The 21,990-nt window shown below is 68.6% G+C and carries 17 protein-coding genes and 5 tRNA genes; 13 read left to right on the top strand and 9 right to left on the bottom strand.

Annotated features, from left to right (window positions below):
* Positions 1–16 precede the first annotated feature (16 nt).
* Complete coding sequence (locus tag ACFO5K_RS24340; RefSeq protein ID WP_378567507.1) at positions 17–1,633, top strand: (2,3-dihydroxybenzoyl)adenylate synthase; 1,617 nt, start codon at positions 17–19, stop codon at positions 1,631–1,633.
* A gap of 53 nt (positions 1,634–1,686) precedes the next feature.
* On the opposite strand, the gene ACFO5K_RS24335 is transcribed toward ACFO5K_RS24340, so the two are convergent.
* The gene (locus ACFO5K_RS24335; protein ID WP_378567504.1) at positions 1,687–2,973 is read right to left on the bottom strand and encodes a salicylate synthase; all 1,287 of its coding nucleotides are present in this window, start codon (positions 2,971–2,973) and stop codon (positions 1,687–1,689) included.
* Between the two features lie 237 nt (positions 2,974–3,210).
* Between ACFO5K_RS24335 and ACFO5K_RS24330 the strand changes: the two genes are divergently transcribed.
* From ACFO5K_RS24330 to ACFO5K_RS24320, 3 genes are read left to right on the top strand one after another with little or no spacing between them, the layout of a single operon-like run.
* Positions 3,211–5,640 (top strand): glycerol-3-phosphate 1-O-acyltransferase, encoded by a 2,430-nt coding sequence (locus ACFO5K_RS24330; RefSeq protein WP_378567501.1) that lies wholly within the window; start codon positions 3,211–3,213, stop codon positions 5,638–5,640.
* Complete coding sequence (locus ACFO5K_RS24325) at positions 5,637–7,073, top strand: 1-acylglycerol-3-phosphate O-acyltransferase (RefSeq protein ID WP_378567498.1); 1,437 nt, start codon at positions 5,637–5,639, stop codon at positions 7,071–7,073. The genes ACFO5K_RS24330 and ACFO5K_RS24325 overlap by 4 nt, the downstream gene beginning before the upstream one ends.
* A 51-nt stretch (positions 7,074–7,124) precedes the next feature.
* Positions 7,125–7,568: a DUF6069 family protein gene (locus tag ACFO5K_RS24320; RefSeq protein WP_378567495.1), complete on the top strand. Its 444-nt coding sequence runs from the start codon at positions 7,125–7,127 to the stop codon at positions 7,566–7,568.
* Positions 7,569–7,620: 52 nt separating this feature from the next.
* Here ACFO5K_RS24320 and ACFO5K_RS24315 read toward each other — a convergent pair whose 3' ends face one another.
* Positions 7,621–8,382 carry a polyprenol monophosphomannose synthase gene (locus tag ACFO5K_RS24315; RefSeq protein WP_378568305.1) on the bottom strand — a complete coding sequence of 254 codons (762 nt, stop codon included), beginning with the start codon at positions 8,380–8,382 and terminating at the stop codon, positions 7,621–7,623.
* Between the two features lie 84 nt (positions 8,383–8,466).
* Complete coding sequence (locus ACFO5K_RS24310; protein WP_378567492.1) at positions 8,467–9,150, bottom strand: GAP family protein; 684 nt, start codon at positions 9,148–9,150, stop codon at positions 8,467–8,469.
* 160 nt (positions 9,151–9,310) lie between these two features.
* Between ACFO5K_RS24310 and ACFO5K_RS24305 the strand changes: the two genes are divergently transcribed.
* Genes ACFO5K_RS24305 through ACFO5K_RS24295 form a run of 3 tightly spaced genes read left to right on the top strand, consistent with a single transcriptional unit; the run spans position 9,311 to position 12,116 of the window.
* Positions 9,311–9,628, top strand: a complete 318-nt coding sequence (locus ACFO5K_RS24305; RefSeq protein WP_378567489.1) for a hypothetical protein — start codon at positions 9,311–9,313, stop codon at positions 9,626–9,628.
* Positions 9,628–11,082, top strand: a complete 1,455-nt coding sequence (locus ACFO5K_RS24300) for a hypothetical protein (RefSeq protein WP_378567486.1) — start codon at positions 9,628–9,630, stop codon at positions 11,080–11,082. Before ACFO5K_RS24305 ends, ACFO5K_RS24300 begins: the two co-directional genes overlap by 1 nt.
* 8 nt (positions 11,083–11,090) lie before the next feature.
* Positions 11,091–12,116: a hypothetical protein gene (locus ACFO5K_RS24295; protein WP_378567483.1), complete on the top strand. Its 1,026-nt coding sequence runs from the start codon at positions 11,091–11,093 to the stop codon at positions 12,114–12,116.
* 63 nt (positions 12,117–12,179) lie between these two features.
* Here the strand turns inward: ACFO5K_RS24295 and ACFO5K_RS24290 are convergent.
* Positions 12,180–12,253 (bottom strand) — tRNA-Asp (locus ACFO5K_RS24290).
* A gap of 197 nt (positions 12,254–12,450) precedes the next feature.
* On the opposite strand from ACFO5K_RS24290, the gene ACFO5K_RS24285 reads away from it, so the two are divergent.
* Entirely contained in the window at positions 12,451–13,656 is a 1,206-nt protein-coding gene (locus tag ACFO5K_RS24285; protein ID WP_378567480.1) for an acyl-CoA dehydrogenase family protein, read from the top strand.
* A 25-nt stretch (positions 13,657–13,681) separates the two neighbouring features.
* Positions 13,682–14,362, top strand: a complete 681-nt coding sequence (locus tag ACFO5K_RS24280; RefSeq protein ID WP_378567477.1) for a TetR/AcrR family transcriptional regulator — start codon at positions 13,682–13,684, stop codon at positions 14,360–14,362.
* 54 nt (positions 14,363–14,416) lie between these two features.
* Here the strand turns inward: ACFO5K_RS24280 and ACFO5K_RS24275 are convergent.
* The 4 genes from ACFO5K_RS24275 to ACFO5K_RS24260 all read right to left on the bottom strand — a co-directional run bounded on the left by ACFO5K_RS24275 (position 14,417) and on the right by ACFO5K_RS24260 (position 15,498).
* A tRNA-Phe gene (locus ACFO5K_RS24275) sits at positions 14,417–14,490 on the bottom strand.
* A 59-nt stretch (positions 14,491–14,549) separates the two neighbouring features.
* Positions 14,550–14,623: transfer RNA gene (locus tag ACFO5K_RS24270), tRNA-Asp, on the bottom strand.
* A gap of 39 nt (positions 14,624–14,662) precedes the next feature.
* Positions 14,663–14,735 (bottom strand) — tRNA-Glu (locus ACFO5K_RS24265).
* A gap of 91 nt (positions 14,736–14,826) precedes the next feature.
* Positions 14,827–15,498: a TetR family transcriptional regulator gene (locus ACFO5K_RS24260; RefSeq protein ID WP_378567474.1), complete on the bottom strand. Its 672-nt coding sequence runs from the start codon at positions 15,496–15,498 to the stop codon at positions 14,827–14,829.
* Positions 15,499–16,296: 798 nt separating this feature from the next.
* On the opposite strand from ACFO5K_RS24260, the gene ACFO5K_RS24255 reads away from it, so the two are divergent.
* A tRNA-Lys gene (locus ACFO5K_RS24255) sits at positions 16,297–16,372 on the top strand.
* Positions 16,373–16,733: 361 nt separating this feature from the next.
* A complete protein-coding gene (locus ACFO5K_RS24250; protein WP_378567471.1) occupies positions 16,734–17,690 on the top strand; it encodes an acyl-ACP desaturase in 957 nt (318 codons plus the stop codon).
* A gap of 56 nt (positions 17,691–17,746) precedes the next feature.
* Here ACFO5K_RS24250 and ACFO5K_RS24245 read toward each other — a convergent pair whose 3' ends face one another.
* On the bottom strand, positions 17,747–18,319 hold the full coding sequence (locus ACFO5K_RS24245; RefSeq protein ID WP_378567468.1) for a hypothetical protein: 573 nt from the start codon (positions 18,317–18,319) through the stop codon (positions 17,747–17,749).
* Positions 18,320–18,547: 228 nt separating this feature from the next.
* Between ACFO5K_RS24245 and dusB the strand changes: the two genes are divergently transcribed.
* Together dusB and ACFO5K_RS24235 are read left to right on the top strand one after the other, a co-directional pair.
* Positions 18,548–19,669, top strand: coding sequence for a tRNA dihydrouridine synthase DusB (gene dusB, locus ACFO5K_RS24240; RefSeq protein WP_378568303.1), 1,122 nt, complete (start codon positions 18,548–18,550; stop codon positions 19,667–19,669).
* A 194-nt stretch (positions 19,670–19,863) separates the two neighbouring features.
* Positions 19,864–21,951 (top strand): LCP family glycopolymer transferase, encoded by a 2,088-nt coding sequence (locus tag ACFO5K_RS24235; RefSeq protein WP_378567466.1) that lies wholly within the window; start codon positions 19,864–19,866, stop codon positions 21,949–21,951.
* The last annotated feature ends 39 nt before the right edge of the window (positions 21,952–21,990 follow it).

Genomic DNA, 21,990 nt, shown 5'->3' with positions numbered 1-21,990 from the left:
CACAGTGAGGCAGCACGTGACGTCCACATCGGCAACAGGTCACCGCGAGGGCTACGTCCCGTTCCCCAATGACGCGGCCGAGCAGTATCGCAGCGCCGGGTATTGGTCCGGGCGCGCACTCGGTGATCTGCTCCGCGACTCGGCTCGCAGTCAACCGCAGCGTCCGGCCGTGCTCAGCGATGCGGCGGTGCAGTCCTACGCCGATCTCGATGCCGCCGCCGACCGGCTCGCGCGTGGCCTGCTCGCGCTGGGGATCAGCCCCGGCGATCGGGTGATCGTGCAGTTGCCGAACATCCCCGAGTTCGCGACGGCCCTGTTCGCGCTGTTGCGCGCCGGCATCATCCCGGTGCTCACGCTGCCCGCGCATCGCCGCGCCGAGATCGAGCATCTGGCCGCGCTCTCGGAAGCCGTGGCCTATCTCATCCCGGATCGGCTGGGTGATTTCGACTATCGCGAACTCGCCGCGACGGTTCAGGCGGCCGTGCCGAGCCTGCGCCATGTGCTCGTCGCGGGTGAGCCCGGCGCGTTCACCGCACTGGACTCGGTCGCGGCGGACGAGGGTTCGCTGCCCGAGGTGGACCCGTCCGATATCGCGCTGATGCTGGTGTCCGGTGGCACCACCGGGCTGCCCAAGCTGATCGCGCGCACCCACGACGACTACGCCTACAACGCGACGGCCAGCGCCGAGGTCTGCGGCCTCACCCCCGACGACGTCTATCTCGCGGCCCTGCCCGCCGCCCACAATTTCCCGCTGGCCTGCCCGGGCATCCTGGGTACCGTGGCCACCGGCGGTGCGATCGCGTTCACCTTGGATCCGAGTCCGGAGGCCGCCTTCGCCGCGATCGAGAAGCACGCGGTGAGCGTAACCGCGCTGGTGCCGCCGCTGGCCCAGTTGTGGAGTGCCGCAGTGGATTGGGAGGACGCCGATCTGAGTTCGTTGCGTCTGCTGCAGGTGGGTGGCGCGCGCCTGGCCGAGGTCAACGCCCGTGATGTGGAGCCGGCGTTGCAGTGCAAGCTGCAGCAGGTTTTCGGGATGGCGGAAGGGCTGCTCAACTTCACCCGCCTCGATGACCCCGACGAACTCGTGCACACCACGCAGGGCCGTCCGCTCTCGCCCGCCGATGAGATCCGCGTGGTCGACGCCGAGGGCGATGATGTCGCGCCCGGCGAGGAGGGCGAGTTGCTCACCCGCGGGCCGTACACGCTGCGCGGGTATTACCGTGCGCCCGAACACAATGCGCGCGCCTTCACCCCGGACGGCTACTACCGCAGTGGGGATCTGGTGCGGCAGTTGCCCAGCGGGCATCTGATGGTGAGCGGTCGGATCAAGGACGTGATCAACCGCGGCGGGGAGAACATCTCCTGCGACGAGCTCGAGGAGCACCTGCTCGCGCACCCGGCGGTCCGGCACGCGGCCGCGGTGGGCCTGCCCGACGCTTCGCTGGGTGAGAAGGCTTGTGTCGTCCTGGTCGTCACCGGCGAGCTGCCCACTGTCGGTGAGCTGAAGACCTTCCTCACCGAGCGCGGCCTGGCCACCTACAAGCTGCCCGATCTGGTGCGGCAGGCGGATTCGCTGCCGCTCACCGCGGTCGGCAAGATCGACAAGAAGGCCCTACGGGCCCTGCACGGCTGAACGGACAGCGGCGGCTCCCCGTAGCCCGGGGAGCCGCCGCTGTTTGCGCCGAATCAGGCTTTGACCACGTAAGGCGCGACGCTGCCCAGCTTTTCGCAGGTCTCCTCGAACTCCCGCTCGGGACGCGACTGTCCGACGATGCCCGCGCCGGCCCGCAACCAGGCGCCTTCGCCGGTCTGATAGATCGCCCGCAGCACCAGTGTGGCCTCGAGCGCGCCGGTCGCCGAAACACACACCACCGCGCCGGAATACAGGCCACGCGGATCGCGATCGTTGCGGAAGACCGAATCCACGCCCTCGCGCTTGGGGATGCCGGAGGCGGTCACCGACGGGAACAGCATCTCGAGCGCGTCCCAGGCGGTGCGGTCGGCGGCGAGGGTGCCGCGCACGGTGGAGGCCAGGTGCTGCACGCTGCCACGTTCGCGCACCGCCATGAAATCCGAGACCGCGGGCGTGCCGGGGACGGCCACCGCGGTGATCTCGGCGAAGGAGGTCTGCACCGAGATCGCGTGCTCCACGATCTCTTTCGGGTCGGCGAGCAGTTCGGCGCGGGCGGCTTCGTCGGCCGCGGCGCCGAGACCGAAGGCGCGCGTGCCCGCCAGCGGTTCGGTGGTGACGACGCGGTCGTCGTCGACCGAGGCCACCAGCTCAGGACTGAACCCGGCGGCTTCGAGCCCGCCAAGGCGCAGCAGGAACGACCGGGCGGGGGTGTTGTTGGCGCGGCCCAGGCGGTAGGTGGCGGGCACGTCGACGGCGAAGGGCAACTGCACCTTCCGCGACAGGATCACCTTCTGGTAGTCGCCGGCACGGATTTCGGCGACCGCGGCGGCGACCCGGTCGGGGTAGCCGGTGGGATCGGTGCGCACGTCCACGGGGTGCGCGACGGGGAGCTCGGTGTGCTGTGAGTCGGCGATCAGGTCGTGGATGTCGCAGGCCTCGCCCGGAGTCGCGCCGCTGATCCGCACGCCGGTGGCGTCGATGCGCACTTCGATGCGCGGGATCATCAGGTGCGCCAGCGGGGTGAGTGGGTTGAGGTACCGGGTCGCAGACAGTGAGTAGGCGCAGAATTCGAACCCGAGCCAGCCGTAGGCGTTGCGCCCGTCGAGCGGCAGGCCGGCCAGTGCGGCGTCGACGGCGGTGGCGGGGCTGCCGGTCCAGGCGCGCGTGGTGGTCTGCCCGTTCCAGACGGTGCGCAGCTCACCGGCGTCGAGTTCCACGCTGCCGAGGGGGTCGGCGGCGAACACCCAGGAGCCGGGTTGTTCGTACATCACGTACTCGCCGAATCGATCGGCCGCCGCCAGCCGGGACATCGCTGCCGCCGGATCGGTCACATACTCCACCCGTATGGGTTGTTCCGTCGACGACAACGATCCTCCAAGGTAAAGCTGACCTAACTTAGCGTGGTTAGGTTAGCATTACCTCCCAGTTTGGCCATCTCCGTGCTGGGTATTCTGCGCCACTGTCCCTCGCCCTGCGCATGACTCTGCCACGTCGGGTGCCACCATGACGGGCCGGTGTGCAACGCGCGTGCGGCGAAGTTCGGTGCGCCGAGGCCGAACTGCGGCTTCAATGGAGAGATGATCGACAACGACGGGCGCGGCGACCGGCACCCCGGACCGCAGGCGGATTCGGTGGTCGCCCTGGTCGACACGGCCTCCGGCGTCGAACGCGAAGTGATCGGCACCTGGCTCGCCGAGGGCGGGCTCGACCGCGAAATCGGCACCGACGCCCCGGTGACCCAGCTCGACCTCGACGCCAAGGCCATCACCAAACGCCTGGTGAACCGCAACGACGACCCACTCGTGGTACCCGTCCGGGTGCTGTGGCTGCCACCGGAACGCGACGGAGTGCGCCGGGTGACCTTCGCCGACCTGGCGATGCTCACCAACCCACGCAAACCCAACCGGCTCGTGCAGCGCCGGTTGCTGCGAACCGACCCCGACCGGCATCAGGTACTGGTCGGCGCGCCCGCCCGGCTCAGCGAGCTGCGCATGAACTACCCGGAGGCCGCCGCCCTGCTGCGGGCCGGGTCGGGCGACGCGTTCGCCCGCTCGGTGGTGCGTGCGGCGGTGGTCGCGCTGGAACGCGCCGAACGCACCGTCATCGGGGATCGGTACAAGGTGCCGCAGCTGGTGGCCGAGGAAATCCTCGACGCCCCCGAATTCCAGCGCAAACTCGACTACATCGCCGACGAGTTCGGCTCGGACCCCGACCAGGTGTATCGCAGCGCGGAAAAGGCGCTGCACGAATTGGTCGCCGCGCAGAGCCGGCTGGTCTCGGACCTGTTCACCCAGGCCATGCGCCCGGTGCACGCCTCCACCTGGAAGGTCGACCCCGATCTGCACGGCCTCGACGCCCTGCGCACCCTCAACCGCAAGTATCCGCTGGTGTTCCTGCCCTCCCACCGCTCCTATGTCGACGCCTTCGTCCTCGGTGATGTGCTGGCCCGCAACGATTTCCCGCCCAATCATGTGATCGGCGGCGCGAACCTGAACTTCTGGCCGATGGGACCGGTCGCCCGGCGCACCGGCACGGTGTTCATCCGGCGCAGTTTCGGCGACGACGAGGTGTACAAAGCGGTCGTCGAGGAGTACTTCGCGTTCCTGCTGGCCAAGCGCTTCAATATGGAGTGGTATTTCGAGGGCGGCCGGACCCGGACCGGAAAACTGCGGCCACCACGCTACGGGCTGCTCAATTACCTTGCCGCCGCGGTACGTTCACGGCGGGTCGAGGACGTGATGCTGGTACCGGTGTCGATCACCTATGAGCGGCTCAACGAACTCGGCGCCATCGCCAGCGAGCAGTCCGGCGGCAAGAAGAAGCCCGAGGGCATCGCCTGGCTGGCCAGATATGTGCGAAGTCAACAGCATTCGGCCGGGCGCGTGTACGTGCGTTTCGGCGAGGCGATTTCGGCACGCGAGCGGCTCGCCTCGCACGGCGACCCGCTCGGTGCGCGACCGCTGACCATTCCGCTGCACGACACCGCGACCGGCGCGGCCGTGGTGCCCGATGAGACCGCGCTGGCCGAAGTGGAACGCAAAGCCGTGCAGCGGCTGGCGTTCGACGTGGCCGTCGGCATCAACGACGTCACCCCGGTCACGGTGAACGCCCTGGTCACCCTGGCCCTGCTCGGTGTGCACGAGCGGGCGCTGACGCTGGGTCAGGTGCGCACCGTGCTCGACCCGGTGCTCGGATACATCAACCTGCGCGGCCTGCCCGCGGGCGAACTGTCCAAGCTGCGCGACGAACAGGGCCTGCGGGTGGTTCTCGAACAGCTCGCCCTCGCCGGAGTGGTCACCGTGTATCGCGGCGGGCTGGAACCGGTCTACGCCATCGAACCGGGCGCGCATCTGGAAGCCGCGTTCTACCGCAACAGCGCGGTGCACTGGTTCGTCAACCGCGCCATTCTCGAACTCTCCGCCCTCACCGCCGTCGAAGCGCCCGGTGATGATCCGCTGCGGTCGGCGTGGAAAGCGGCCTTCGCGCTGCGCGACCTGCTCAAGTTCGAATTCTTCTTCCCCGACCGCCAGGAATTCGCCGACCAGATCATCAACGAGGTGCGGCTGATCGTGCCGGAATGGGACGAACACACCCCCGACGACCGGCTCGACCGCCAATTCCTCAGCGCCCTCACCGATTCCGGGTTCGTCATGGCCCACCGGGTGTTGCGTTCGTTCTTCGACGCGCAACTGGTGGTGGCCGAGCGGCTCGCCGACCGCCCCGCCGACGCGGTGATCGACCGCAAGGAATTCATCGATGAATGTGTGGCCGTGGGCAAGCAGATGTTGCTGCAACATCGGTTGCACAGCCCCGAATCGGTGTCGTCGGAACTGTTCACCAGCGCATGGAAACTGGCCGACAACTACGGCCTGATCGCACCGGCCGAGGCGGGCCGGGCAGCCGACCTCGACACTCGCCGCCGCGAATTCGCCACCCAACTGCGCGACCTCGGTGAGCGGATCGCGCGGGCCGCCGCGCTCGACCCGTCGAACCGGAACACGCTGTGAGCGCACTCGCCGACGCGGTGGCCGCGATTCGGTCCGGGCCGCACGGCGCCGAAGTCGCCGCCGTGTTCGATTTCGGCGGCACCGTGGTCGACGAACTGCCGCGTCGAGGACTGGTGCGCCGGGTTTTCCGGCGCGGCGATCGGCGTCGCGCGACCCTGCTCGGCGGCATCCGGCGCGGCGGCGACGGCGACTACGGGCGCTTCCTGCAGGCCGTCGAGCGAACCTGGGCCGGGGTGCCCGGTACCGAACTCGACGACCTCGGTCGCAGCGCGTTTCGCCGTGAGCTCGCCGGGCGGTTGTTTCCTGAGGCGTGGCAGCTGGTCCGCGAACACCAGTTGGCCGGGCACACGGTGCTCCTCGCCAGCGAACTGCCCGGATACGCGGTGCGGCCGGTCGCCGAACTGCTCGGCATCGAGCACGTGCTGTGTACCGAGCCGGCCACCGAGGACGGCGTGCTGACCGGTCACCTCGACGGCCCACCGCTGTGGCGGGCCGGAAAGGCCGAGGCCGTCCGGGCCTTCGCGGCCTCGGCCGGGCTCGAGATCGGCTACGTCTACACCGACAGCGCCACCGACCTGCCCCTGCTCGAACTCGCCGCCGCCCCGGTCACCGTCGGCCCGGATCCGGCACTGGCCACCGTGGCCGCCGACCGCGGCTGGCCCACCCTGGAATTCCGGGCCCGCCGCGACCCGTCCCCGCTCGACTGTCTGCGTACCGTCGCCGGGTTCACCGCGCTGATCGCCGGTGCGCTGGTCGGCGTGCTGCGCAAGTCCTACGCCGGTGAGCGGCAGGCCATGGCCGACGCGCTCATGCACGACGCCACCACGGCCACGTTGCGCGCCATCGGCGTACGTCTGCGGGTGGTCGGCGCCGAGCACACCCGCGCGCCCCGGCCCGCGGTGTTCCTGTTCAACCATCAGAGCCAGTTCGACGTGATCATCGTCCCGAAGGTGGTCGGCGGCCCGGTGACCGGCATCGGCAAGAAGGAACTGCGCAACCATCCGCTCTTCGGCCCGCTGATGCGCTTCGTCGGTGTGACCTTCCTCGACCGCACCGACACCGCGCGCGCGAAAGCCGCACTGGCACCGGTGGTTTCCACGCTGCGCGAAGGACTGTCCATTGCGGTCGCCCCCGAGGGCACGCGCTCGTACACGCGTGGACTCGGACCGTTCAAGAAGGGCGCGTTCCACATCGCCATCCAGGCCGGGGTGCCGGTGATCCCGGTGGTGATCCGCAATGCCGGCGAAATCGCCTGGCGTGACTCCCCGATCGCCCGTCCGGGCATCGTCGATGTGGCGGTGCTGCCCCCGATAGATGTCTCCGGTTGGGATCCCGACGATATGGACGAGCAGGTCGAACAGGTACGCCGCAGCTACGAACACACCCTGCTGAACTGGCCGGGAGAAAAAGATTCGGCGGAGCGCTTGACCTGAACCATTGTTTGGGTTTGATGATGGTCTCACCACCGAATGAGGGAGAACATCATGACCACCACCGCAGTCACCACCACCACCGGCAACCGCACCCTGCCCGCCCTGAACCGGCCCGTCGCCGTGCTGGGTGGCGTCCTCGCCGCCCTGGTGGCGAACCTGCTCATCTGGGGTATCGGGGAGCTGGCCGGCGGCACGTTCACCACCACCGACGGCGACCAGGTTCTCGACGTCGCCCCCGGCGGAGTGATCCTGATGTCGACGGTGCCGCTGCTGATCGGGATGACGGTCGCGGTGCTGGTGTCGTACCTGTGGACCGGAGTGCTGCGGGTCGCCGCGGTCATCGGATCGCTGCTGTCGCTCGCGACCATCTGGATGACACTGACCTCCGGCTTCGACACCGTGTCCACCGTGGCGCTGTCGCTGATGCACGTGGTGCTGGTACCGGTACTGGTGATCGCGCTGGAAGGGGTGCGCCGCGGCATCACCGCGAAGTGACCCCCGAACGCGACGAAGGCCCCGCCGAAACCGGCGGGGCCTTCACGCTGCTCTACACCGAGCGGCCGAACAGCAGCTTCCACGGCATGAGCGCCGACTCCAGCTGCACCTTCAAACTCATCTTCGACGCGCCCACAGTGCGCTCCTCGAAACGGATCGGCACCTCGGCGATCGTGTAGCCGCGCTTGATCGCCCGGTAGTTCATCTCCACCTGGAACGAGTAGCCGTTGCTACGGATCGAGGCCACGTCGATGGCACGCAGCGTGTCGGCCTTCCATGCCTTGAAACCGGCGGTGGCGTCCTTGACGCCCAACCGCAGGATCAGGTTCACGTAGAAGTTGGCCCAGGCCGAGAGGACCTTGCGGTACCACTTCCACTCCGCGGCGGTGGAACCACCGGGCACATAGCGCGAGCCGAGCACCACACCGACATCGTCGGAGCCGAGCTGCTCCAGCATCGACGGGATCACCTCGGCGGGGTGCGAGAGGTCGGCATCCATCTGGATCACCACATCGGCACCCTCGGCGAGCGCCTGGGTGATACCCGCGATATAGGCGCGGCCCAGGCCGTCCTTCTCGGTGCGGTGCAGCACGCTCACCACGTTCGGCAGCTCGGCCGCCAGCTTGTCGGCGACCTCACCCGTGCCGTCGGGTGAGTTGTCGTCCACCACCAGCACATGCAGATCGGGCACCGGCAGCGCCGTCAGCCGCTCCACCGCCACCGGCAGATTTTCCCGCTCGTTGTAGGTCGGCACAACAACGGTAACCCTCAAGGGTCGCCCTCCCTGCTCACCTGGTAACGCCCGGCGGCCCAAGTTCCAGGCGCCGAAGCACGTCATCGATTCGTGATGACGGTACTCGATGCACCTGACGCGTTCCTGAGCGGCCGTGCGGGCTCCTCACCACAGGTCACCACCGTGGACCAGCGCGTCGATCACCAACCCGATGCCGAACAGCACGAACAGCACCCGCACCACCGGCGGCCCGAAGCGGGTGATCCAGCGCACGAGCAGGCGGTACACCCGGCGCGAGCGGGGAGTTCGGCGCATCGCCAGCGCCAGCACCACCAGCGGCACCACCAGGGCGACCAGGCAGTAGACCGCGACGATCAGCGGCCAGCCCGCCGGCAGCGGACGCTGCGCGGAGATCAGGGCCAGCGCCGCGAGGTAGGGCACCGAGGTGGGCACCTTCGCCAGGCCGAGTACGAAACCGAGCACGCCCATCAGCCACGGGTACCGGCGCACCGGCTGCACCCAGCGCCCGCCGGTGGACACGGTGGTGTCGACCGGGAGGGCGGCCACCGCGATCAGGACCAGGCCCAGCAGCAGCTCACCCCAGTAACGCAGCAGGGGCGTGAGCTCGAAGTCCAGCAACCGGACCAGGAAGTCGATGCCGAGCACGGTGGCGATGCCGAAGGTGAACGACACGGCGAAGACACCGGCCAGAAAACTGAGCACTCCCACCATCGGCGAACGCCGGGTGAGCCTGCTGTCGGCGACCACGGCCGTGGTGATCGCCACCAGCAGCACATCGAGCGCGTCGAGGGCGGCGAACCCGAGCAGGGTGAGTAGCAGGACAGCCATGACCCCGCCGACCCTACTCGCAGGTCACAACGAGGCGACCTGCGAGTTCTCGAGAGCGCGACGATCAATGACCGCGGGACTCCCCCACGATCGGCGTGCGGTGGCTACGCTTTTCAGTGCCGGCAGCGCCGGGTTCCGCGATCGTGAAGGGGCAGACATCGTGGCAGAAATGTCATTCGACCCGTCAGCACTCGACGCTTATCAGCGTGCGGCGGCTCGAATTTCCGAACTACTCGGCACCGCGGCCGGTGACACCACGACCGCCGCCGGTGTCGACCTGTCGGGCCTGGGCGTGCTGGGGCGAGAATTCGCCACCGCCTGGACCGAGGCCGCCGGCGAGCACGCCGCCACCCTGCGTACCGCGGGCGAACTCGTCACCACCTACCAGGACATCCTGAATCGCTACGGCGAGAACGTGACCGGGGTCGACACCGATGTGGCCGCCGCGCTCGGCGCGATCACCGACGAGGTGGCGTGATGCGCACGAAATCCCTGGCCACCGAGAACACCCTGAGCACGATCACCCCCGCCGAGGCCGAAGCCAAGATCGCGCCGGTGATCGCCCTGCTCGAGGTGCCCCTGCTGGAACTGCGGAACGCGCTGGGCACCAACACCTCCGCCGAACCCGATCCCGGGGTGGTCGCCGCGCTCACCGCGGCGACCGCGGCGACCACCGCGACCGAAGATCCGCACCGGCTCGGCCTGCACGCACTGGAGTCCACCGACACCGCCGCACCCGCCACCCCCGCCTTACGCCGGACCGCGACCGAGGTGTCGGCGGCGGCCGATCGCGGGCAGCGTCTCAGTGGCTTACTCGGGCGGGCACATTCGACCCAGGCGCTGGCCGCGACGAAGGTGGACGCGATCATCGCCGACTTCCGGGCCAAGGCGAAAGCCGCCGCACCCGCGGTGAACGGCAACAACCTCGACGCCATCGTCGAACTCGCCGAAGAGGCCATTCAGGAAGCCGTGGGAGTGGTCGGCAACGCGAGCACCGAAATGGACCAGCACACCCGCGAAACCAGAGGACTCAACAGCGATCTGGGTGGCACCAACGGCGTCACCGTGCCCGGCGGCGCGACGGAGGTGGCGCCCGGGGTGTACGTGCTGGGCACGGGCGGCACCGACCGGTCCGGCTGGAACGGCACCACCACCACGACCGATCCGGCGACGGCAGCGCAGATCGCGCTGCAGGAGGCGCTGATCGACGGTGGCGTGGCATTGGGCACCGCGGCGATCGACGCCGGCGTCACCTTCGGCACCCATCTGATCGACAAGATCGCCGAGGTGGCGATGCACGGGATCGACCAGGGCGCGGAGCTGGCGACCGCGGGCATCGACACACTCGCCGCGAACGCCACCGGGCAGTCCGCGACGGCACCGGCCACCACCGGACCGGCGCCGGGCGCCGGCGGCGGGAACTCGGGCGCCTTGTTCGGCGGATTGGGCGGTACCCCGGCCGACGGCGGCGCGAGTCCCGGAACCGGCGTGAACGCGGGTGCCCGGCCCAACGGTGGCGGCGACGGGAACCCGGGCGCGAGCGCGCACGGTGGGGGCGGTGCGAGCCCCGGTGGCGGCCCGAACGGCGGCGGCCTGATTCCCCGAGGCGGTGCGAACGGAGCCGGACCGGGCACCGGCGACGGCGCGAACAGCGGAGGCGGACCCAGCGGTGCCGGGAACGCTGACGACGGCAGCGGCCCGAATCCCGGGGCCGGCCCCTTCGTCACGCCGAAAGCAGAGGCGCCTGTCGTCCCGGCGCCGGTCATCCCCGCACCGAAAACCGAACAACAACCGGAACCGAGCCCGCAGGATGCCGAACCCGAGCAGCCGATGCAGGGCGGGGTGATTCCTCCCGGCGCGCGTCCACAACAGGATGAAGAGAGTGAACGGCCCCAGCGCGGGCAGCCGGGGGTCGTCCCGGCGACCGTTTAGGACCCGGCATGGACAACCCGTTCGGTGCCTACTTCTCGTCGTCGCCGGAGGCCGCGCCGTCCGGTCGCCGCCCGCAGGGCAAACGGCGGCGCAGGCGACGGCGTGAGGCGGAACCACAGACCATCGGCACCAACCCGGAGATCTGGCCGCCACCGGACCCCGAGCCCTTCACCGAGGCGTCGCCCGCACCGGTCCAGCCCCAGCCGGTGTACCGCGATCCCGAGACCGACGACGGCTTCACCGGCGACTGGAACGACTGGAACGACAACACCGCGGTCGAGCCGCGGCGCACCGACGATGTCGACTGGAACGACTGGGCCACCACCACCGCCACCGAGCAGAGCGGCGACCATGTCGAGATGCCGGTGTTACCGCGGCTCAAGGACTTCGGTGGCGGCGGGCAGATCGCACGCAGACCACGTAAGAACTATTACGACGAACGCTACGACGACAGCGACAGCCGGGCGAAGGCCGCGGCGGCCATCAAGGGTGTGGTGGGGGCGCTGGTCTTCGTGGTGGTGCTGGGTCTGGCCGCCACCATCTTCCTGGGCCCCGGCGACGACGCGGGCGCCGAGCAGGCCGCCGTCTCCGGTGCTGTGACCACGGTTCCCACGTCGTCGGTCACCCCACCGCTGCCCGCGCACGGGCTGCCGGGCTGTGAGGAATTCCGCACCGCGTCCATCACCATCAGCGCCGAGCACGGCGACACGGCCACCCCGCAGGGCGCCATCCTGGGCTTCGAGCACAGCTATTTCGTGGACCGGGACGCCACCAAGGCCCGCACCTTCGTCACCGACGACGCGCACGTGGGCTCCGAATCCGCCCTCGCCACGGGCATCGCCACCCTCCCACCGGAGGTGAAGTACTGCGTGCACATCACCCGGGGCGACTCCACCGATCCCAGCGTCTGGCATGTCACCATCCATCAGCAGTGGCCCGGTGACACCGGTATCGAGAAGATCCACCAGACCATGCGCACCGCCGAGGTCGCCGACGGCCGCTATCGCATCACCAGCATCGATCACCGGCGCTGAACTCGGGGGCTACCAGCGAAAAGTCCCCCGCACCGAAGTGGTGTGGGGGACTTTCGCCTACTGCGACCCTGACGGGACTCGAACCCGCGACCTCCGCCGTGACAGGGCGGCGCGCTAACCAACTGCGCCACAGGGCCATGCTGTGCTGTCAGTTCGGAGACTGTACAGGCCACGCCGGGTACTGGCCAATCGCGTGCGCGCCGCGGCGACCGTTGACATTGCCCGGCGGGTGGCTCAAGCTGAGCACAATCACCAACTTGAAGTTGACGTCAACATTCAGTCAGCGCGTCACGCGCCGACACCGAGCCCCCGCCGGCCCACCGAAGGACGCACCGTGTCACTGTTCGAACTCACCGACCGCGCCGCGAAATACCGCACTGACCTGCTCGATTTCATGGACGCCCACGTGTATCCCGCCGAAGCCGTCTACGACGAGCAGATGCGCGCTTCCGGCGACCCGCACTGCCAGCCGCCGATCCTCGACGAACTCAAAGCCGAAGCCAAGCGCCGTGGCCTGTGGAATCTGTTCCATCCCCACCCCGGTCGCGGCCCCGGCCTGACCAACCTCGAATACGCCCCGCTCGCCGAGATCATGGGCCGCAGCCACCTCGCCCCCGAAGCCTGCAACTGCAACGCTCCCGACACCGGCAACATGGAAGTGCTCGAGCTGTTCGGCACCGCCGAGCACAAGGAGAAGTATCTGGAGCCGCTGCTCGCGGGCACCATGGCGTCGGCGTTCGCGATGACCGAGCCCGCCGTGGCCAGCTCCGATGCCACCAATATCGAACTGTCGATGGTGCGCGAGGGCGACCACTACCGGCTCAACGGCCGCAAGTGGTTCGCCACCAACGCGCTGCACAAGAACTGCCGGGTGCTGATCGTGATGGGCAAGACCGATCCGAGCGCGGCACCGCACCGGCAGCAGTCGATGATGGTGGTCCCGATCGACGCGCCCGGCATCACCATCGTGCGGGGGCTGCCGGTCTTCGGTTACCAGGAACGTGAAGGTCACGCCGAGATCGACTTCGCCGACGTGCGGGTGCCCGTCACCGATGTCCTCAAAGGTGAGGGTGAGGGTTTCGCGATCAGTCAGGCCAGGCTCGGACCCGGGCGCATCCACCACTGCATGCGCACCATCGGGATGGCCGAACGCGCACTGGAGCTGATGTGCAAGCGCGCGCAGTCGCGGGTCACCTTCGGCAAGCCGGTGGCCGACAACGCCAACATTCAGGACTGGATCGCCGAATCCCGCATCGACATCGAGATGGTCCGGCTGCTCACCCTGAAAGCCGCCTACATGATGGACACCGTCGGTAACAAGGCCGCGCGCACCGAGATCGCCGCGATCAAGGTGGCCGCACCCAATATCGCGTTGCGGATCCTCGACCGGGCCATCCAGGTACACGGCGCCGGTGGTGTCACGGGAGACTTCCCACTCGCCCAAGCCTGGGCCAACCTGCGCACTCTGCGCCTGGCCGACGGCCCCGACGAAGTGCACAAGCGTGCCATCGCCCGCCAGGAACTCAACAAGTACCGCTGACCGGCCTGCGGTATATAACTACAGCATGGACCGTCGCGCGCAGAACGACAGCGAGGGTGCGCCGCCGTCGATGGCGCGCACCTCGCTGTTGCGCGACCTGCCCACCACCGCGCGCGGGCGGCGCACCCGGGCGGCGCTGATCGAGGCGGGTCGCCGGGTGTTCGAGCGGCTGGGCTATCTCGACGCCCGGCTCATCGACATCACCCGCGAAGCCAACTGTTCGGCCGGCACCTTCTACACCTATTTCGCCGGCAAGGAGGAGATCCTCGCCGCGATCCTCGAGCACGCCCAGGAAGACATGATGCATCCCGGGATGCCGCATGTGACCGGCACCGATGACCCCGCTTCGATCATCGAGGCGGCCAACCTCGCCTACTTCCGGGCCTATGCGCGCAATGCGAAGCTGATGGCGCTGCTCGAGCAGGTCGCCCAGATCGACCCCGAGTTCGCCACGTTGCGCCAGGACCGCGCCGACGCCTTCATCCGCCGCAATGCCCGCGGCATCGCCGAGCTGCAACAGCGCGGCCTGGCCGATCCCGAGCTCGACCCGATGCTCACTTCACGCGCCCTGTCGGGCATGGTGAGCCGATTGGCTTACAACTATTTCGTCACCGGCGACGGCCGGCTCGACGGCGTCGCGATGTCGATGACGGAGGTGGTCCGCACCGTCTCCCGCCTCTGGGCCAACGCGCTGCGCCTGGCCTGACCGCCCCTGAACGCGAAAATCCCCCGCACCATTGCTGGTGAAGGGGATTTTTTGTGGCCAGGGCCGGGATCGAACCGGCGACCTTCCGCTTTTCAGGCGGACGCTCGTACCAACTGAGCTACCTGGCCGCAGGCACCCATACTGAATGCCAAACGCGAAGCGCCGGATTTCTCCGGCGCCTGACTTGCGACCCTGACGGGACTCGAACCCGCGACCTCCGCCGTGACAGGGCGGCGCGCTAACCAACTGCGCCACAGGGCCTTGCTTCCTGCGATACTGCTTGACACAGTCCGAAGACTGTACCCCCTACGGGATTCGAACCCGCGCTACCGCCTTGAAAGGGCGGCGTCCTAGGCCGCTAGACGAAGGGGGCTCGTTCCGAATCTCTCCGGGGCGGCTTCAACGTTTCCGTTGGGAGCTCGCATAGCTTATGACACCTTCGCGCAGACTTCCAAATCGCCTGTTCAGGCACCCAAACCGAGGTCGTCCAGGCGGGCTTGCGCGCGCCAGCCGTCGGTGCGGAAGTGCTGGATCCACAGCGGGGTCGCCATCGCTTCCACGATCACCTCCAGTACCTCGGCGAAACGGGCACGCAGATCGGCGGCCGCGCCGTTGGTGATCGGGCCGACGAGGTAGCGCTGACCGGCCAGCGCCGCGGCCAGGGTGCGGGTGAAGCGGTCGGGGTCGGCGTCGGGGCGCAGCTGTCCGTCGTCGATCGCGCGCACAGCGAGCACCCGGGTGGTGCGGCCGAGAATCCGCCCGCCGCCGTTGCCCGCGTCGCGATGGAAGTCGGGCTCGATCACCAGGCGGTGCTCGGCCTGCACGATGGTGTCGTGTTCGAGCCGCAGGGCGATCTCGTCGACCATGCCGTGCAGCACGTCGAGTGGACTCAGGTCGGTACGCGCCAGCCAGCGCTCGGCGCAGTGCCGGTAGCGCTCCACCGCGGTCTCGAGTACCGCGCGCGCCAGGTCCTCCTTCGAGTCGAAGTGGAAGTACATCGCCCCCTTGGTGGCGCGCGAACCATCCAGAATGCGGTTGAGCGATGCGGCTGCATATCCGCTCTTCCCGAACTCGACGGCGGCGGAGGAGATTATCGCCGCGCGTGTCCGGCGCGCCCGCTCTTGTTGCCGTGCCATGCTCGAAACGCCTCCGAACCTTCTCGTCGCCGGCGTCCATTTACGGACCGTCGGCGCGAATTGTGGTCTTATTTCAAACTTTCGGTATGAAATCTCGCAGAAAAGCCGGTACCCCTCCGGCTGGTATAGTTCGCTCGCCCGGGTGCGCCGCAGGGGGTGCACACTCGGGCCCAACTACCTGTGAGAACCGCCTCCTCCTGCGGCGCCGACTACCCCTTTTGCCGCGAGTTCGCGCGCACCCTTCGCGTTCGCCCCGGCACTTCGAACTCTCGATGAATAACGCGACACCACACTCGGCACCGGAGCGCCGGAAAACACGGCACCGGTGATTGTTTCGAAATTCACCAGGCGATCACCGTACCCGGATTCGCGCGGCGGCACGCAGCGAATGGACACCCAACCGAACATCCGGTTCGGTTATCCAGTGCGGCGAACAGGACGCGAACCGCATTGCCGGACCGGCTCCGAATTGCACAGGCGCACAGCCCGGTTGCCCCGCCCCCGGCTGCCGTGCGAACCCACTGCGATTCGCCCGACGGTCGCGAGCGGCGACACCCACACCGGACCCGTTCATCGCCCACATAACCCTGTCTATCGAAAACCGTTGTACTACAACAGTATTCAATACCATGACGCGAAGTGAAGTGTGAACGATCCTGAGCACCAGACGTTTACCGGACCATCGCGGCACGATCGAGCGCCGTTACCACCGATCACCAGCGACGAAGGGCGCCGCGCACGCAAACGGGAGACCACGGTTCGGCCCCACGGCCCAGTGTCCGCTAGACTCCGCTGCGCGCCCCTTTAGCTCAGTTGGTAGAGCTGGTGACTTTTAATCACTAGGTCGTAGGTTCGAGTCCTACAGGGGGCACCACACTTCACCGGCCCCACCTGCGCCGATCGCCGGACCGGACCCCGAGTAGAGCTCGACGTGGGAACACGACCGGCAACAAGGCCCAACTCACCCGATAGACCCCTTGACCAGGCCCGCCCGTCTCGCGCGCGAGAGTTCACCCACTTCGGGTTAACACTGCGAGCCCCACAGCGATAGTCCCTACGCTGCGGGCCGAACACCTAGACTCGTCAGCACGTCCACCCGGCAACCACCGGCGTTGTGGCGTAGCTCAACTTCGACGGGATTCCGCTCAGTTGCGTTTCGCATCACACCTACGGTGCCGTAAGGTATGGCCGAATCGCGACGTTCGACCGCAAGCACGACAGCGAAGGGTTTTTACATGGCAAGGGATCTGACTCAACTCGAACTGCTCACGGAGTTGGAGCCGGTTGCCGAGGAAAACGTCAACCGGCACCTGTCGCTGGCCAAAGAATGGCACCCCCACGACTACGTGCCGTGGGACGAGGGCCGCAACTTCGCCGCGATGGGCGGCATCGATTGGGATCCGGAGCAGTCCAAGCTCAACGAGGTCGCCAAGGCGGCCATGATCACTAATCTGCTCACCGAGGACAACCTGCCCTCTTATCACCGCGAGATCGCCGAGAACTTCTCCCAGGACGGCGCCTGGGGCACCTGGGTCGGCCGCTGGACCGCCGAGGAGAACCGCCACGGCATCGTCATGCGCGACTACCTCGTGGTGACCCGTGGCGTGGACCCGGTGGCCCTCGAAGAGGCCCGGATGATCCACATGACCAACGGGTTCGCCTCCCCCACCGAGGTCGACGCGGGCTTCCTGCACTCGGTCGCGTACGTGACCTTCCAGGAGCTGGCCACCCGCGTGAGCCACCGCAACACCGGCCGGGTGTGCGACGACCCGATCGCCGACCGCATGCTCCAGCGTGTGGCCGCCGACGAGAACCTGCACATGATCTTCTACCGCAACCTGTGCGGTGCCGCGCTGGACCTGAGCCCCGACCAGGCGATCGAGGCCATCGCGCTGATCGTGGAGAACTTCCAGATGCCCGGCGCCGGGATGCCGAACTTCCGGCGCAACGGCGTGCTCATGGCCAAGCACGGCATCTACGACCTGCGCCAGCACCTCGAAGAGGTCGTGCAGCCGGTGCTCAAGAAGTGGAACATCTTCGAGCGCACCGACTTCACCGCCCGTGGCGAGGCCACCCGCGAACGCCTGTCCGGCTTCCTGGAGAAGCTGAGCCAGGACGTGGTCAAGTTCGAGGAGCAGCGCGACCGGATGCTCGCCCGCGAAGCCAAGAAGCGCGAGATGGCCAGCGTCTAGACAAACGACGAAACGCCGCCCACCGAGTCCGGTGGGCGGCGTTCTCGTGTGCGGGTCTACTTCATCGGCAGGGCACCGTCGGTGCTGCCGACATCGGTGATCTTCCAGTCCTGGCCGCCGTCCACGGTGATGTTGTAGGTGACCGTGTTGCGCAGGCCGTCCGGGTTCTGAGCGTTGGTGGTGCTCACGTCGACGAACGCGGCGACCTGGTAGACGTCGCCGTCGCGCGACATCACCTTGGCGGTGATCGGCGTGGCGTCCGAGGTCCACTTCAGCGGGACGATGATCTGCTCGAGCTTGTCGCCGGTGGCCTCGAACTTGGTGGCCAGCTCCGCGGAGGTGCCCTGTTTGAGGTTGGCGACCCAGGCGTCGACGTCCTGGTAGTTCAGCGTGGCCGAGCCGACCGAGTAGTCCAGGGCCACCTGCGCGGCCTTGGCGTCGTCCTCGGCCGTGGCCCGCATGTCCGACACCTCCGAACGCGCCGAGCCGTACAGCACGCCCAACACGATGGCGACCACGGCGAGCACGACGATCGCGGCGCCGCCGACCAGCGACGACACACTGATCGCCACGGTGGCCTTACCGGGCTCGGCGGGGGTTTTGGTCAGATCGGTGGCGTCTTCGGCCATGGGGGTCTTCTCCGATGATGTGGGGACAGCGCGCCGCGCGGGGGGCGGCATCGCCAGATTACTGAGCCACCGAGCTATCCCGAACGTCGAGTACCACATAAATGCTGTCAGGTGGGTCGCAGCACGGCCGTGACCCGGTCGAAAGCGCAGGTACGCGAGATCGATCACACCGGGGCGGATGCGAGAATGGCAGGCGTGACTACCACGATGCCCCAGGCGCCGACCGCGCTGCGGATCGGACCCTATCCGGTCGATCCGCCGGTGGTGCTCGCACCGATGGCGGGCATCACCAACCTCGCCTTCCGCAAGCTGTGCCGCGAGTTCGGCAGCTCCACCGCCATCTACGTGTGCGAGATGATCACCGCGCGCGCGGTGGTGGAACGCAACGAGAAGACGCTGCACATGATGGCCTTCGACGCCGACGAGCACCCGCGCTCGATGCAGCTCTACGGTGTGGACCCCAAGACGCTCGGTGAGGCCGTGCGCATCGTCGTCGGCGAGGGCTGGGCCGACCACATCGACCTCAACCTCGGTTGCCCGGTCCGCAAGGTGACCCGCCTCGGCGGCGGTTCCGCACTGCCCTACAAGCGCAGGCTGTTCGCCAATATCGTGCGCGAGATGGTCAAGGCCGCCGAACCGGCCGGAGTACCGGTGACCTTCAAGTTCCGCGTCGGCATCGACGACGAACACCACACCTACCTCGACACCGGCCGCATCGCCGAAGCCGAAGGCGCGGCCGCGGTCGCCCTGCACGCGCGCACCGCCGCCCAGCTGTACTCCGGCGCGGCCGACTGGTCGGCCATCGCCCGGCTCAAGGAAGCCGTCACCACCATCCCCGTGCTCGGCAACGGCGACATCTTCACCGCCGACGACGCCCTGCGGATGATGCGCGAGACCGGCTGCGACGGCGTGGTCGTCGGCCGTGGCTGCCTGGGCAGGCCGTGGCTGTTCGCCGAGCTCAGCGCCGCCCTGCGCGGCGAACAGGTCCCCGAGGGCCCCACACTGGGCCGCGTCGGTGAGATCCTGCTGCGCCACGCCACCCTGCTCACCGAGCACGACGGCGAGGACAAGGCGATGCGTGACATCCGCAAGCACATGGCCTGGTACCTGATGGGCTTCCCGGTCGGCTCCCAGCTACGCCGCAGCTTCGCCACCGTCTCGCGCCTCGACCAGATCGCGGACCTCGTCGGCCGGCTCGACCCCTCGATCCCCTTCCCCACCGAAGCGCTCGGCCCGCGCGGACGCCAGGGTTCCCCACAGACCAAGGTGGTCCTGCCCGAGGGCTGGCTCGACGACCCCGAGGACGACACCGTGCCCGCCGCCGCCGACGTGATGCACAGCGGCGGCTAGACACGCCCACCCCGAACTCGGTACTCGAAGCGCCGGTCAGCGCGTCGCAACGAGATTGTCAGCGAATCTGTTGTGCACTGGAGTGGCCACTCGTGGCGGAATCGTTATCATTGCGGACATCGTTCGGCTCCGAATCGATGTCGAGCCGAGTGATGACGCGCATGGTGCGGCAGATAGAGAAGTGAGGTTCGCTGGTGGGTGACGATCGGCGCGGGCGTACGCCCAGGTCCGGAGGTCGCGCCCCGTGGGAGCGCTACCCGGCTTCCGAGCCCGGCGAGCAACCGCCGACCGGCTCTCGACGCTCCCGGCACGCAGACGCCACGCAGAACCCCGACGCGGCACCGCTGACGGTGCAGGACCTCGTCGACCGGGTCGACAGCGAACGGACCAAGCGCGGCAGACGCGCCGCCCCCGAAGCCGAACCGCCGCCGAGCTCGCGCGCGGGCCGCCGCGCCCGCGAACAAGCCCCACGCCCCACTCCTCGTCCCGAAGTGGCGCCCCGCACCGACGGTTCGCCCGTGGTCGACGACATCGCGGGCGCCGCACCCCATCGCGCCGAATCCCCCGCCGACCGCACCGCCACCACCGCGCTGCCCGCCCAGCCGAAAGAGTCGGCGCGTCCCCCCGCCCCCGCGCGCCGCGCCGACTACGGCGAACCGGTCACCGACATCCTGCCCGCGGTCACCGACCCCGCGACCCCGCCCAAGCGCGCCCGGCCGGTCAAGACCGCACCGGCCGCCCCGCCGCGCCGACCGGACGGCCGCGGCAACGCCGAGGGCCGCCGCGGCAGGCAGGCGCGGATGGCGGGGCGGGTCGCGGTCACCTTCGTCGCGGTGCTGACCCTGGTGATCACCGGTGGCGCCTGGAGCTATCTGCGGGCCACCAACAACGGCTTCACCCAGGTCTCGGCGCTCGACGGCGCCACCGAGGACGTCCTCGACGGCGACATGCAGCTCGGCGACGAGAACTATCTGATCGTCGGTACCGACACCAGGGCCGGTCTCAACGCCGACATCGGCGCCGGCACCACCGACGACGCCGAGGGCGCGCGCGCCGACACGGTGATGCTGGTGCACATCCCCAAGAACCGGTCCCGGGTGGTGGTCGTGTCGTTCCCCCGCGACCTCGACGTCACCCGCCCGCAGTGCGCGGGCTTCGACAACAACAAGAACGCCTACACCGATGAGACCATCCCCTCGGCCTCCAGCGACAAGCTCAACGCCGTCTACGCCCGTGGCGGCCCGCGCTGCCTGGTCGACGTGGTGCGCAAGATGTCGGGCCTGAGCATCGGCCACTTCGTCGGCATCGACTTCGCCGGCTTCGAGGCGATGGTCGACGAGATCGACGGCGTGGAAGTGTGCTCGACCAAGCCGATCATCGACGGCGTGCTCGGCACCGTCCTCGAGACCTCGGGCAAGCAGCGGGTCAACGGCCAGACGGCGCTCAACTACGTGCGCGCCAGGCATGTGGTCGGCGAGGAGCGCAGCGACTACGACCGCATCCACCGTCAGCAGCAGTTCCTGGCCGGGCTGTTGCGCGGCGCGCTGTCGAGCCACGTGCTGCTCGACCCGGCGAAACTGCAGGGCTTCGTCACCGCGTTCCGGGAGCACACGTTCGTCGACGGTGTCGGCACCCAGGATCTGATCCTGCTCGGCCGGTCGCTGCAGAAGGTGAACGCCGGTGCGGTCACCTTCATCACCGCACCGACCGCAGGCACCACCGCCTACGGCAACGAGATCCCGCGTACTTCCGATATCAAGGCCATCTTCCGCGCGATCATCGACGATCAGCCGCTGCCGGGCGAGGACACCGCCCCGCCGATCACCAGCTCAGCGGAGGCCCCGCCGACCAAGGCGCCGCCGCTGCACGCGGTGAATCCCGGCTCGGTGTCGCTGCGCGTCACCAACGGCAGCAGCCAGTCCGGTGCGGCGCAGCAGGCCGCCAACCGGCTCAGCGCGATGGGTTTCGGGATCTATCTGGTCGGTAACTACCCGGCGGGCAGCGAGTCCACGCTGGTCCGCTACTCGGAGGGACACGAGGCCGCGGCCGCGACCGTCGCCAGCGCGATTCCCGGCGCGATCACCGAACGCAACGACGAACTCGAGGGCATGGGGATCATCGAGGTCATCCTCGGCGCCGACCATTCGGGCCAGATCCGCCAGCCGGTGTCGGTGGGCTCCGAGATCCCGAGCACCGCGAGCGGCGAACCGATCACGGCCGCCCCCGTCGCCCTGCCCGCCGATCTCGAACACATGAACGCCGCCGACACGAGCTGTTCCTGAGCGCGGGCGCGCGCCCGCGCTGAACTGGCACGACAGTGC

The organism is Nocardia halotolerans, from assembly GCF_042650145.1.
GTDB lineage: Bacteria > Actinomycetota > Actinomycetes > Mycobacteriales > Mycobacteriaceae > Nocardia > Nocardia halotolerans.
This window is presented reverse-complemented; position numbering and strand designations above follow the sequence as displayed.